9 protein-coding genes are annotated in these 13,741 nt (G+C 62.9%); 2 read left to right on the forward strand and 7 right to left on the reverse strand.

The window, feature by feature from the left end; translation table 11 throughout:
* Positions 1-123 precede the first annotated feature (123 nt).
* From aceA to ACYQ4Z_RS00715, 6 genes are all read right to left on the reverse strand, one after another.
* Positions 124-1,416, reverse strand: a complete 1,293-nt coding sequence (gene aceA / locus ACYQ4Z_RS00690) for an isocitrate lyase (protein WP_459859753.1) — start codon at positions 1,414-1,416, stop codon at positions 124-126.
* 135 nt (positions 1,417-1,551) lie between these two features.
* The gene (locus tag ACYQ4Z_RS00695) at positions 1,552-3,171 is read right to left on the reverse strand and encodes a Na/Pi cotransporter family protein (protein ID WP_459859754.1); all 1,620 of its coding nucleotides are present in this window, start codon (positions 3,169-3,171) and stop codon (positions 1,552-1,554) included.
* Positions 3,172-3,198: 27 nt separating this feature from the next.
* Positions 3,199-3,678 carry a ribonuclease E activity regulator RraA gene (gene rraA / locus ACYQ4Z_RS00700; protein WP_459859755.1) on the reverse strand — a complete coding sequence of 160 codons (480 nt, stop codon included), beginning with the start codon at positions 3,676-3,678 and terminating at the stop codon, positions 3,199-3,201.
* Between the two features lie 7 nt (positions 3,679-3,685).
* Positions 3,686-6,010, reverse strand: a complete 2,325-nt coding sequence (gene clpA / locus ACYQ4Z_RS00705; protein ID WP_219972329.1) for an ATP-dependent Clp protease ATP-binding subunit ClpA — start codon at positions 6,008-6,010, stop codon at positions 3,686-3,688.
* A gap of 2 nt (positions 6,011-6,012) precedes the next feature.
* Positions 6,013-6,321: an ATP-dependent Clp protease adapter ClpS gene (gene clpS / locus ACYQ4Z_RS00710; protein WP_119334427.1), complete on the reverse strand. Its 309-nt coding sequence runs from the start codon at positions 6,319-6,321 to the stop codon at positions 6,013-6,015.
* 24 nt (positions 6,322-6,345) lie between these two features.
* On the reverse strand, positions 6,346-7,548 hold the full coding sequence (locus ACYQ4Z_RS00715) for an amino acid aminotransferase (protein ID WP_459859756.1): 1,203 nt from the start codon (positions 7,546-7,548) through the stop codon (positions 6,346-6,348).
* 83 nt (positions 7,549-7,631) lie between these two features.
* Between ACYQ4Z_RS00715 and uvrB the strand changes: the two genes are divergently transcribed.
* Together uvrB and ACYQ4Z_RS00725 are read left to right on the forward strand one after the other, a co-directional pair.
* A complete protein-coding gene (gene uvrB / locus ACYQ4Z_RS00720; protein ID WP_459860453.1) occupies positions 7,632-9,731 on the forward strand; it encodes an excinuclease ABC subunit UvrB in 2,100 nt (699 codons plus the stop codon).
* A 30-nt stretch (positions 9,732-9,761) separates the two neighbouring features.
* Positions 9,762-10,256 (forward strand): low molecular weight protein-tyrosine-phosphatase, encoded by a 495-nt coding sequence (locus ACYQ4Z_RS00725; RefSeq protein ID WP_219972323.1) that lies wholly within the window; start codon positions 9,762-9,764, stop codon positions 10,254-10,256.
* Here ACYQ4Z_RS00725 and ACYQ4Z_RS00730 read toward each other — a convergent pair.
* Positions 10,253-13,477, reverse strand: coding sequence for an Rne/Rng family ribonuclease (locus ACYQ4Z_RS00730; protein WP_459859758.1), 3,225 nt, complete (start codon positions 13,475-13,477; stop codon positions 10,253-10,255). The genes ACYQ4Z_RS00725 and ACYQ4Z_RS00730 overlap by 4 nt on opposite strands.
* Positions 13,478-13,741: the final 264 nt, after the last annotated feature.

A 13,741-nucleotide genomic window follows, 5' to 3' on the forward strand; every position in this document is an offset into this window, starting at 1 on the left:
TCTGCGGCGTGCATTTCGCTCGGACACGAAAAAGGGTAGCCCCTGGGGCTACCCAACCGTTTTTGTCTCCCTCTGGCATGGGCGATGCACGGATCGCGCCATGCCGTGCCTCTCACGGGCTGATCAGAACTGCTCTTCTTCGGTGGAACCGGTGAGCGCGGTGACGCTCGACTGACCCCCTTGGATGACCGTGGTGACGTCGTCGAAGTAACCGGTACCCACTTCGGCTTGGTGGGCGACGAAGGTGTAACCGCGCTCGCGGGCAGCGAATTCGGGTTCTTGCACTTTTTCGACGTAAGCGCTCATGCCGCGACGGGCGTAGTCGTACGCCAGGTCGAACATGTTGTACCACATGCTGTGGACGCCGGCGAGCGTGATGAACTGGAACTTGTACCCCATCGCGCCGAGTTCGCGCTGGAATTTGGCGATCGTTGCGTCGTCGAGGTTCTTCTTCCAGTTGAACGACGGCGAGCAGTTGTACGCGAGCATCTTGCCGGGGAACTTGGCATGGACCGCTTCGGCGAATTTTTTCGCGAATTCGAGGTCGGGCGTACCGGTTTCACACCAGACGAGGTCGGCGTACGGCGCGTAAGCGAGTGCGCGCGCCACCGCTTGCTCGAGACCCTTCTTGGTACGGTAGAACCCTTCGGCGGTGCGCTCGCCGGTGAGGAACGGTTTGTCGTATTCGTCGTGGTCCGAGGTGAGCAGATCGGCGGCTTCGGCGTCGGTACGCGCGATCACCAGCGTGGGCACGCCGCAGACGTCCGCAGCCAGCCGCGCGGCGATCAGTTTCTGCACCGCTTCAGAGGTGGGAACGAGTACTTTCCCGCCCATGTGGCCGCACTTCTTGACGCTTGCGAGCTGGTCTTCGAAGTGCACCCCAGCGGCGCCCGCACGGATCATGGCCTTCATCAGTTCGAAGGCGTTGAGTACGCCTCCGAAACCCGCTTCGGCGTCGGCGACGATCGGGGCAAAATAGTCGATCCACCCTTCGTCACCTGGGTTGAGCCCTTTGGCCCATTGGATCTCGTCGGCACGTTTGAACGCGTTGTTGATGCGTTCGACGACCACCGGCACCGAGTTCACCGGGTAGAGCGACTGGTCGGGGTACATCGCGCGGTATTCGTTGTTGTCCGCGGCAACTTGCCAGCCGGAGAGGTAAATCGCTTTGATCCCGGCTTTGACCTGTTGCATAGCTTGGCCGCCGGTGAGCGCCCCGAGCGCGTTGATGTAGGGCTCAGTGTGGAGCAGTTTCCAGAGTTTTTCTGCGCCCATGCGCGCGAAGGTGTATTCCGGTGTCACCGAACCGCGCAGACGCACGACGTCTTCGGCGGTGTAGGTGCGGGTGATCCCTTTCCAGCGCGGGTTTTCGGCCCAATCTTTTTTGATCGCTTCGATCTGCTGTTGACGGTCCATGATTGCGTCCTTTCGGTTACGAATGTGCCAAGTGGCGACGGGATTGATGATACCGTGCTTGTTGCGCCGCGTCAAGTATCTTATATAAGACATAAGAGACAAAAACGCGCGAAGTCGAGAACGTGTGCGGCTGGGTCAGGTATGTGGCGTTTTTTGCGGTGTGAGGGGTGGGGGTGTGCGCGTGATGCCTTTGCGTAGTTGTTGCAGACCACGGTGGATCGCGCTTACTGCGCGCAGTTGCGCGTCCATTGCGGCGATGGAGAGTGCACCACGGCTTCCGGCGGCAAGGAGCGCCGCTTTGAGGTCTTGGTAGGCCGCTTCCATCGTGTCGTCGTCGGATTTCCCCACAGTGGCTGCATCGTGGGGGGCATTGCGGGCGGTGGGGAGCAGCGCCAGCGCCGCGGTGCGAAAGCGTTCCCATGCGGCCATCACGGACGGGTCGCGTTCGTCGTATTCGCCCCAAGCGTGCGCACCCTCTTCGGCAAACCGCGCCGCGCTTTCATAGTAGCGAGCCACACGCAAGAGCCGTTCGCTGGTGTCGATCAATTGCGGTGTGAGCGTTCCTTGGTTCATTGCGGCGATGAAGCGGGCGATTGCGTGGGTGAGGGTTCGCACCGCATGGACCGCGGTTGGGTCGGGTACGGTTCCGACGATCGCCCGTTCGAGGATCGCTGAGGCCATGTCGCGCAGACGCACCAGTTCGTGTTGGAGCGCAGAGAGTGCCAGGTCAGGGATGGTGACGAGCGTGTGGTCGAGGTAGCGGGGTTGCGCTTCGTCTTCTTCGCGCGTACGGAAGTGACGTTGCAGCCAAGCGGCCATCGGGTTGGCGAGTGGCCAGATCAGAACGACACCCAGGACGTTGAACAGGGTGTGGAATAGCGCGATCGCGATCGCAGGGTCGCGTTCGGCTCCGCTCCACGCAGTGAGCGCGGTGGTCACGGTAACCAGGGCAGGGAGGATGAGGAATGCGACTACTGCGGTAAGGGTGTTGAAGAGGATGTGGGCGGCTGCGGCGCGTTTGGCGTTCGCCGTTGCGCCGATTGCGGCCAGGAAGGCTTTGACGCTGGTGCCGAGGTTCGCGCCGATCACCATCGCCGCTGCGCTCGAGAGGTCGATGAGGCCGCTGTGGATTGCAGTGAGGATGAGCGCCGTAGCAGCGCTCGAGGAGAAGAGCAGGACGGTGAGCAGAAACCCAGCGCCGGTTTGCGCCAACAGCAGGAGCGGCCCGTCGCCGATGGGAAGGGTCATGTGCGCAGCGGCACCCCCCAAACCGCTCTTGAGAAGATCGATCGCGGTGATCAGCAGACCGAAGCCGGCCAATGCCAACCCAAGCGCGCCGCGGCGGGTGTTCTTGCCGGTCAGGTGGGAAAACGCACCTACCGCGACGAGCGGCAGTGCCCACGATTCGAGCGCCCACTCGAAGCCGACCAAGGTGACGAGCCAGCCGGTGACGGTCGTTCCGATGTTGGCGCCAAAGATGACCCACAGGGATTGGTGGAGGGTGAGCAGGCCAGCATTGACGAAACCGATCGTGGCAAACGTGACGAGCGACGACGATTGGACGAGCGCGGTGATGAGGATGCCGGTACCGAGTCCACGCCACCGGGTATCGGTTGCACGACTGAGCAGGCGCTGGAGGTTGGGACCTGCGGCCAGGCGAAGGCCGTCGGTGAGGAGCTCGAGACCCAGCAAGAAAAAGCCCAACCCGCCAGCAAGCGCGAGCCAAGGGGCGGAGGGGGTTGCCAGTTCGGTCAAGGGCGGCTGTGCCCCGTTTTCCTGGGATCAGAGGAGCGGGCGCGGCGCGACGATCACGCCGTCTTCGTCGGCATAGACAAAGTGTCCGGGCGTGAAGGTGACCCCGCCAAAGGTGACGGGAATGTCGCGTTGCCCTTCGCCCCGCTTCACGGTTTTGAGGGGAATCGTGCCCATGGCCCAGACGCCAAGCGGCAGCTGCGCGATGGCGCGGGAGTCGCGGATCGCGCCATAAACGATCACGCCCGCCCAGCCATTTTGGACCGCCAGTTCCGCGAGCTGATCGCCCAGGAGCGCGCGGCGCAGGCTGCCGCCGCCGTCGATCACGAGCACTGCCCCTTCGCCCGGGGTTGCCAGCGTTTCCCGCACGAGCGCGTTGTCTTCGAAGATTTTGAGGGTGCGGATTGGGCCGCCCGCGCAGTGCGCGCCGCCGTAGGAGCGCAGGATTGGCGCAAGTACCTGGAGTTCGCTTTCGAAGGCGTCACAGAGGTCGGTGGTTTGAAAGGTCATCGCTGCGTCATCCTTCGGCTTCGACGACAGGGAGGTGATCGGAAGTTTCGCCGTCTTCCGGGAAGCGAAGCACCACCTTTTCGTGGTCGTCGATGTCGATCGTCACTTCGCCACCGTGGGCCAGACGGCCGAAGAGGAGTTCGTCTGCGAGCGCTGCGCGGATCGTCTCTTGAATGAGGCGCGCCATCGGACGGGCGCCCATCACCGGATCGAACCCTTTCGCAGCGAGCCACGCTTTGAGTTCGTCGGTGAAGTGGGCTTCGACCCGTTTTTCTTGGAGTTGCGCTTCGAGCTGCAGGAGGAATTTGTCGACGACGCGCGCGATCACGTCGGGTGTGAGCGGTTTGAACGAGACGATCGCATCGAGCCGGTTGCGGAACTCAGGGGTGAAGACGCGCTTGAGTTCGGCCATCTCGTCGCCCGCTTCGCGCTTCGCGGTGAAGCCAATCGCGCTTCTTTGCATCGTTTCCGCGCCCGCGTTGGTGGTCATGATGAGGATCGTGTGGCGGAAATCGGTGCTACGGCCGTTGGCGTCGGTGAGCGTTCCGTGGTCCATCACCTGCAAAAGGAGGTTGAAGACGTCCGGGTGCGCTTTTTCGATTTCGTCGAGCAAGAGGACGCAGTGGGGTTTTTTCATCACCGCTTCGGTCAAAAGCCCCCCTTCTTCGTAGCCGACGTAACCCGGTGGCGCACCGATGAGGCGGCTTACGGTGTGGCGCTCCATGTATTCGGACATGTCGAAGCGCACGAGGTCGATCCCGAGGGTAAAGGCGAGCTGGCGCGCCACTTCGGTTTTGCCGACACCCGTTGGCCCGGAGAAGAGGAACGAGCCGATGGGTTTGTTGGGGTTGCCGAGTCCGGCGCGGTTGAGTTTGATCGCGCGTACGAGCTGTTCGATCGCTTCGTCCTGCCCGAACACCACCTGTTTGAGGTCGCGTTCGAGGGTGGCGAGCTTTTGCCGGTCGTCGCGCGCCACGGCGCGGGGTGCGATGCGCGCGAGTTTGGCGACCACCGCTTCGATTTCCGCTTTACCGATCGTCTTTTTCTGTTTGCCTTTGGGGAGCACTTTTTGCGCGGCACCTGCTTCGTCGATCACGTCGATCGCTTTGTCGGGGAGTTGCCGGTCGGTGATGTAGCGCGCGGAAAGTTCCGCAGCGGCTTGCAGCGCAGCAACGGTGTATTTCACACCGTGGTGCGCTTCGAAGCGCTCTTTGAGCCCTTTGAGGATCGCGACCGTGTCGGCAACCGACGGTTCGGTGACGTCGATTTTTTGGAAGCGGCGCGAGAGCGCATGGTCTTTGGCGAAGATCTGACGGTATTCGTTGTAGGTGGTAGCGCCGATACAGCGCAGTTGCCCCTTCGCAAGCGCCGGTTTCAAGAGGTTCGACGCGTCGAGGTTGCCGCCCGATGCGGCACCGGCACCGATCAGCGTATGGATCTCGTCGATGAAGAGGATTGCCCCCTCTTGTTCCTGCAATGCTTTGAGGACGTTTTTCAGCCGCTGTTCGAAGTCGCCGCGGTATTTGGTCCCCGCAAGCAGGGTTCCGAGGTCGAGCGCATAGACGGTGGCGTTCGCGAGCACTTCGGGGACTTCGCCGTCGACGATCCGTTTCGCGAGCCCTTCGGCGATCGCGGTCTTGCCAACGCCCGCTTCGCCCACGAGCAGCGGGTTGTTCTTGCGGCGGCGGCAGAGGGTTTGCACCACCCGTTCGAGTTCCGCGTCGCGACCGATGAGGGGGTCGATCTTGCCCTCTTTTGCGAGTTGGTTGAGGTTGAGGGTGAATTGTTCGAGCGCCGCGGCACCATTTGCGGGACGCTGTTCGTCGTCGTCGTCGCTCGTGGCCGGGTTGTTCCTTTGCGCACCCGCTTTGTTGCGGAGGTTCTGCTGTTGCGCGACCCGTTCGGGGACGACGCCATGCGCGAGGTAATTGGTGATGTCGAGGCGGGTGATTTTGTGCCGCTGCAACAAGAAGAGCGCGTGCGAATCTTTTTCGCCGAAGATCGCGACGAGCACTGCCGCGCCGGTGACGTCCGATTTTCCGGCCGACTGGACGCTGAGGATCGCCCGCTGGACGACGCGTTGGAAACCCAGGGTGGGTTGGGTGTCGAAATCGCCCTCACCGGGAACGCGCGGGACGTGGGTGTCGATGAATTGCTGCAGATCGCGGCGCAGCCCGTCGATGTTGGCGCCGACCGCGCGCAGCGCGTCCGAAGCCGAGGGGTTGTCGAGCAGCCCAAGCAACAGGTGCTCTACAGTCACATATTCGTGGCGCATCTGCCGCGCTTGGGCAAAGATCATGTGCAGAGTGACTTCGAGCTCCGGGGCGATCATCGCTAGGCTTCCTCCATGGTGCAGGCCAATGGATGTCCGTTCTTGCGGGCGAACTCGGTGACTTGCGCCACTTTGGTGGCGGCGATGTCTTTCGGGTAGACCCCGCAGACGGCCATCCCTTCATGGTGGACTTTGAGCATGATTGCGACTGCGCGTTCCGTGTTCATGTGAAAAAAACGCTGCAGCACTTCCACCACGAAGTCCATTGGCGTGAAATCGTCGTTGAGCAGCAGCACCTTGAAGAGCGGCGGCGGCTTGAGTTCGGTTTCCGCCGCCTGCGGTTCAATGTGCTCGACCGGTTGCACGCTCATGGAGGTCATTCTAGCGAGTCGCGGTCAGCCGCGCAATACTGCGGCGATCGCGTCGGCAACGGTGTCGAGGTTGCGGCTGTTGAGCGCAGCGACACAGATCCGTCCTGAGCGCACCGCATAGATGCCGAAGTCGCGCTGGAGCCGTTCGACCTGTTCCGGCGTGAGGCCGGTGTAGGAGAACATCCCGCGCTGCGCGGTGACGAAGGTGAAGTCGCGCCCAGGAACCGCGGCTTCGAGGCGCGCGCGCAGCCCTTGCCGCATCGCTCGGATGCGGTCGCGCATGCCCGCGAGTTCCGTCTCCCACTGCTGGCGCAGCGCAGAGTCGGCGAGCACCGTGGCGACCAACGCGGCCCCATGGGTCGGCGGGTTGGAGTAGTTGGTGCGGATCACCCGTTTGAGTTGCGAAAGGACCCGCGCGGCTTCGTCGGCGGTGGTGGTGACGATCGAAAGGGCGCCCACCCGTTCGCCGTAGAGCGAGAAGTTCTTCGAAAACGAGCTCGAAATCAAGACAGGAATCCCGGCATCGCAGAAGCGGCGCACGGCAACCGCGTCGGCGTCGATCCCTTCGGCGAAGCCTTGGTAGGCCATGTCGAGGAAGGGAACGAGCGCTTTGGCTCGACAGACTTCGACGACCGTTTGCCATTGCGCTTCGGTGAGATCGGCGCCGGTGGGGTTGTGGCAGCAGGCATGGAGCACGATGATGCTGTGGGCCGGTGCGACTTCGAGATCGGCAATCATGCCCGCGAAATCGACGCCGCCTGTTTGGGCATCGAAATAGCGGTACTCACGAACAGAGAAACCCGCTGCTTCGAAGATGCCGCGGTGGTTTTCCCACGACGGGGCGGAGATATAGACCGAAGCGTCGGGGACGATCCGCTTGAGAAGGTCGGCGCCGATACGCAGCGCCCCGGTGCCGCCAAGCCCTTGCGCGGTGACGACCCGTTTTTCTGCCAAGAGGGGGGATTGGGGGCCGAAGAGCAGGTGCTGCACCGCAGTGGTGTAGTGCGCTGGCCCTTCGATCGGCTGGTAGCCGCGTGGTTTCGGGTTTGCCGCCATCGCGGTTTCCGCTTCGCGCACGCACGCCAACAACGGAATTTTCCCGTTGTCGTCGTAGTAGACCCCAACGCCCAAGTTCACTTTGTTCGAGCGCGGGTCGGCAGCGTAGGCTTCGTTGAGACCCAGGATCGGGTCGCGCGGCGCAAGCGGGACATTGGCAAAGAGTGACATCGCGGTTCTCCAACTTTTGCGATAATGAGGGAATGAAGCGTGTGACGACGAACGATTCTACCACGGCACCTCAGGGCGATTCGGTGCCGAATCCTGGGGTCGCAACGGACCCAAACGGCGCGGATCACGGGACGTGGCACCGTTTCCCCGGTAGCCCTTTCGTGCTCTACGCCCCTTATCCGCCAGCAGGGGATCAGCCGCAGGCGATTGCGCAGTTGGTCGATGGGTTCGAGGCTGGTCTGGCACGCCAGGTGTTGTTGGGGGTGACCGGTTCCGGCAAGACGTTCACGATGGCCAACGTCATCGCGCGCCTTGGGCGCCCGGCGTTGGTGATTGCGCCGAACAAGACCTTGGCGGCGCAGCTCTACAGCGAGTTTCGCGAATTTTTTCCCAAGAACGCGGTTGAATACTTCGTTTCGTATTACGACTACTACCAACCCGAAGCCTACGTGCCGAGCCGTGATCTCTACATCGAAAAGGATTCGAGCATCAACGCGCACATCGAGCAGATGCGCTTGTCGGCGACGAAGAGCCTGTTGGAACGGCGTGACGTGGTGATTGTTGCCACCGTCTCGTGCATCTACGGGATCGGGGATCCGGTGGACTACCACGCGATGATCCTCCACTTGCGGGTGGGGGAGCAGCTTTCGCGCCGGGCGGCGATCGAGCGTCTGGTGGCGATGCAGTACGAGCGCACCGAGACCGATTTCGTGCGCGGGACGTTCCGGGTGCGCGGTGAGGCGATCGATATCTTTCCGGCCGAACACGCCGAATGGGCGCTGCGGGTGGCGTGGTTCGACGACGAGATCGAGGCGTTGAAGCTCTTCGATCCGCTCACCGGTGCGGTGGTGCAGCAGCTTTCCCGGTTCACGGTCTATCCGTCGAGCCACTTCGTCACACCGCGCGCAACCGTGTTGCGCGCGATCGACGCGATCAAGGCCGAGCTGCGGGAGCGGCGCGAAGCGCTGCTTGCTGCGGGGAAGGTGGTCGAAGCGCAGCGGCTCGAGCAGCGCACACTCTTCGATCTGGAAATGCTCGAAGAGGTGGGGTTTTGCAAAGGGATCGAAAACTATTCGCGCCACCTTTCGGGCCGTGCGCCCGGGGAGCCGCCGCCGACGTTGATGGACTATTTGCCTCCCGACGCGGTGTTGTTCATCGACGAGTCGCACGTCACGGTGGGACAGATCGGGGGAATGTACCGCGGCGATCGCGCGCGCAAGGCCAATCTGGTCGAGTACGGCTTTCGCCTGCCGAGTGCGATGGACAATCGGCCGCTCACTTGGGCGGAGTTCGAAGCACGGATGCCGCAGACGGTTTTCGTTTCGGCAACGCCAGGGGATTATGAACGGGAAACGAGCGACGCGGTGGTCGAACTGGTGGTGCGCCCCACCGGTCTCGTCGATCCGGAGGTGTGGGTGCGTCCCGCGTCGCAGCAGGTCGATGATCTGCTCCATGAAGCAAAACAGCGCATCGCGCGCGGTGAGCGGGTATTGGTGACGGTGCTCACCAAGCGGATGGCCGAAGACCTCACCGAGTTTCTCAACGAAAACGGCGTCCGGGCGCGGCACCTCCATTCCGACATCGACACGGTGGAGCGCGCCGAGATCATCCGCGACCTACGCTTGGGGGCGTTCGACCTTCTGGTCGGGATCAACCTGTTGCGCGAAGGGCTCGATATTCCCGAGGTTTCGTTGGTGGCGATCTTCGACGCCGACAAAGAGGGGTTTTTACGTTCCGAGCGGTCGTTGATTCAGACGATTGGTCGCGCGGCGCGCCACGTTCATGGAACTGCGATCCTTTACGCGGATACGGTCACCGATTCGATGCGCCGCGCGATCGAGGAGACCGAGCGGCGGCGGGCCAAACAGATCGCTTACAACACGGCGCACGGAATTACCCCCCGTTCGGTGGTCAAAGCGGTCAAAGAGTTGATCGATGGGCTGCCTGCAAGCGGTGAGGGCGCGGCGGCCCGTACAAGCGGTCGCGCGGCGTCGCGTGCGGACGGGGATTGGTTGGCGCAGCTCGACCGCAGTGATCCGCACGCGGTCGCGAAAGCGATTCAGAAGCTGGAGCGCGAGATGAAACGCCACGCCGAGGCGCTCGAATTCGAAAAGGCGGCGGCGGTGCGCGATCAATTGCTGGCGTTGCGGCAGTCGGTGTTCGGGTTCGAGACGGTGGCGTGACGCCTTGCCGATTCCGCTTCAGGAGGGAGTATGACGACGCCGATTCGTTTGTTGTGTGTGTGCACGGGCAATATCTGCCGGTCGCCGACCGCGGAAGGGGTATTGCGCCATCTGGCGCAGCAGCGCGGATGGACATGGGTTACGGTCGATTCGGCAGGCACGCACGACTATCATGTGGGCGAACCACCGGACCCGCGGACGCTTCGGGCCGCGCGCGCCCGTGGCTATGATTTGTCGACGCTGCGTGCGCGGCAAATCTGCCGCGACGATTTTAGGCGCTTCGATTGGATTCTGGCAATGGATCGCGGCCACCTGGCGCTGCTCGAACGGATGCGTCCGCTCGAGGCACACGCGCAGTTGGCGCTTTTCATGGCGCAAAGCCGCGTGTTTCCGAATTACGAAGTGCCAGACCCTTACTATGGTGGGCGAGAAGGGTTCGAGCAGGTGCTCGACCTCATCGAAGATGGGGCGATGGCGTGGCTCGATTGGCTGGAAGAGACCAATCGAGCCACGCAAAGCGGTTAGTTGCGCCGCGTCTCCACCTGGATGAGCGGCCCTTCGTCGCGCTTTGGGGCGCGCGGGATCACGCGCCCCAAGCCTTCAGGCTGCGGGAAAACCGGTCGATAAGTGACGCGGCTGGGGTCGGTTTCGATCCAGACGAGGCCCGCTTGCGCGACCATTTCCCGCAGCGCCGCGGTATCGGTTTCGCGGCGCGGGGCAGGCTCGTCCGTAACCTCGTGCGACTCGTTGCCCTTCGGCGTCTCTGCGTTGCGGGACGATGGCGCAGCGGTTGCAGAAGGCGCCGCGTTGGCGGGCGGCACGCCCGGTTCGGACATTGTCGGCGGGGTTTCGTGGGGCGCGTCCTCTACCGCGCCCGCTGGTAGGTCCGTTGTCGACGCAGGGGTGCCAAGCGCGGCTTCCGTTGCCGTGTTGCCGTCACGCGGGTCGCCTTCACTCAGGTTTTGCGAAACCGCTGGACGCCCCGGGGGGATGGCGGCCAGCGAACCGTCGAGCCGTTCCGGGACTGGAAGCGGCGCAAGCAGTACTGGCACTTCTTCGGAGCCTTCGGCATTCGCAGGCGACGCACCGGATTGGGGTTCGGCTGCTTCGGGTGCCGTGGCTTCTGGTGCAGCCGGTTGCGATTCGGCACCGGGCTTTTCGTCAGCGGGTGTCTGCTCGGCTGTTTCGCCGTCTTGCGGCACGACTGCCGCGGTTGCGCCAGGCTCTGCCTCCGGACGTTGGGTGGTGTCAAGAGCCGTTTCGCCCGCTGCAGTTGGAGTATCTGTCGTTTCGCCAGCAGCGCTTACTGCCTCTACTTCCGTGACTGCTGGCGTAACCGGTACCGGGAGCTGCCGTTCTGGAAGGATGCCGTCGTCAGGTACGCGCTCCTTCTCGGCGTGCTCGGGTGCTGGCGTTGCTATTTCTTCTGCCGCATCGGTGGATGCCGTCACGGCAGGTTCGGTGGCCTCGGGTTGTGCGGTTTCAGCCCCTTTGGCCGCTTCGCGCGCGGTTTCGGCCGGTTGTGCCGATGCTGCTGACGGTGCGGTCGGGGTCGGTTCTTCAGCCGGAAGCTCCTCGGTTGTGTCCGCTACCGCCGAAGTGGTTTCGGTGGTTGCTGCGTCGTAGGTTTCGGTCGGAGCAGTGGTCTCGCTTTCGGCAGCCGACTCTTTGCGCCGCCCCCGGCTGCGGCGGCGACGCCGTTTGGCCGGCGATTCGCTGCCGCTCTCCGGCGTGAGTACGAGTTCCAACGGTTCGGCGCTCGTTTCCGATTCAGCCGATGACGCGAGGGAGGAGTCGGCAGATTCGGCCAAGGCGCTTAAGGTTTGCGGCTGTGGGGTTCTCGTTTCGCTGGTCAACGCGTCGCGCGGCGATTCGTCGCTCCGTTTGCGGCGCGGTGGGCGACGTCTGTTGCCGTTGCGGCGACCGTTGCCATTTCGCACCGGTGGCGCGGACGGGCTCGCGGTTTCGGTTTCCGATGAGGTAGCGCTGGTGTCGCCCGGTCCCATCAAGCTTTTGAGCCACGCGAAAAGGCGCTGAAGCAGCGGAGCTTGCTGGGGTGCCTCGGTGGTTTGGGCCGTCGGCGCCGTGTCTGCCGTCGCGTCTTCCGGTGCGTCCGTTGCTCGCGTGACCGGGGGCGGGGCGTCGGGGGCGATCCCTTTCACCGCGGCTTCTTGCTTGGGCGCTTTGCGCTCGGACAGGAGGTTCGTCGGCGCGGTTTCCGGCGCTGGCGGCGTGACCAGTTCGTAGCTCACCAAGCGCACGTCCAGGTTGTCGATTTGGTCGTGGCGCAGCCGCACCACTTCGTGCGCTGGCGTTTCCATGTGCCGGTTGGGGATGATCACGACGCGGACCTGGTGGCGCGCCTCGATACGGGCGACGTCGAACCGTTTTTCGTTGAGCAAAAAGGTGCCGACGTCGACCGGAACTTGAACATAAACCGCGGCGGTATGCTCTTTGATCGCTTCTTCTTCGATGATGCGCAGGATATGCAGCGCGGCCGATTCGGTGCTGCGGATATGACCGGTGCCACTGCAGCGCGGGCAGGGGACATAGGTGCCTTCGGCGAGCGCCGGGCGGAGCCGTTGCCGTGAGAGCTCGAGGAGCCCAAATTTGCTGATGCGCCCCATCTGGACCCGCGCCCGGTCGAAGTGCAGCGCCTCTTTGAGTTTCTGTTCGACTTCCCGCTGGTTTTTCGGGTTTTCCATGTCGATGAAGTCGATCACGATCAGGCCGCCTAGGTCGCGTAGCCGCAGCTGTCGCGCGATCTCTTCCGCCGCTTCGAGGTTGGTCTTGAGCGCGGTCTCTTCGATGTCGGCACCTTTGGTCGCTTTGCCGGAGTTGACGTCGATCGCGACAAGCGCTTCGGTGTGGTCGATTACGATCGCGCCGCCAGAGGGCAGGGTTACTTGGCGCGCGTACGCGGTTTCGATCTGATGTTCGATCTGAAAGCGGGAAAAAAGCGGGACATCATCGGCGTACCGTTTGACACGGCGCACACAGTCGGGCATCACGTGCTGCATGAACTGGCGCGCCTGCTCGTAAATTTCGTCGGTGTCGCAGAGGATTTCGCTGATGTCGGGCTGGAAGTAGTCGCGGATCGCGCGGATGACGAGCGCGCTCTCTTGATAGATGAGGAAAGGGGCTTTTTGGGCGTTTGCCGCTTCTTCGATCGCGCGCCAGAGCTTCAACAGGTAGTCGAGGTCCCATTGGAGTTCTTCGAGCGAATGGCCGATCGCTGCGGTGCGTGCGATCAGGCTCATGCCCTCCGGGACGTTGAGCAGCTCCAGCATCTGTTTGAGTTCGGCGCGCTCTTCACCGTCGATGCGGCGAGAAACGCCGCCGCCGCGCGGGTTGTTGGGCATCAGGACCAGATAACGCCCTGCGAGCGAAACATACGTGGTGAGTGCCGCGCCTTTGTTGCCGCGCTCCTCTTTTTCGACTTGAACGATCAGCTCTTGACCGACTTCGAGCGCGTCTTGGACACGGGTGCGACCGTTCTGTTCGGTGCTCCGCCAGTAGCTGCGCGCAACCTCCTTGAAGGGAAGGAAACCATGCCGCTCTTCGCCGTAGTCGACGAAGACCGCTTCCAGACTGGGTTCGATGCGGGTGATGACCGCTTTATAGATGTTGCCCTTACGTTGTTCGCGGTGGGCGGATTCGATGTCGATATCGATCAGTTTCTGGCCATCTACGATCGCCACGCGCAATTCTTCGGCTTGCGTGGCATTGAAGAGCATGCGTTTCATCGGATTCGGGTCTCCACGAGTCGATGGGCGGGACCCGACGGGAAAGGGGAGGGATGAGCCGTGCGGACCGCACCGCTTCGCGATGCGCACAGAGGGTTGGCTTAGACCGAAAAGCAGCCAGCACAACGCTCTTACGCCTAAAGGTACAGGCGAGCGCAATGAGAAGAAGCGGGAAGAAGGCCAAAAAAATCGTGTTCACGGATTCCTCGATGGAGCGCTCGAAACCCAATGAGCGCTTCACTTGCTTTCCTTACGTCAGGCACC

This window comes from Hydrogenophilus hirschii (genome assembly GCF_054656675.1).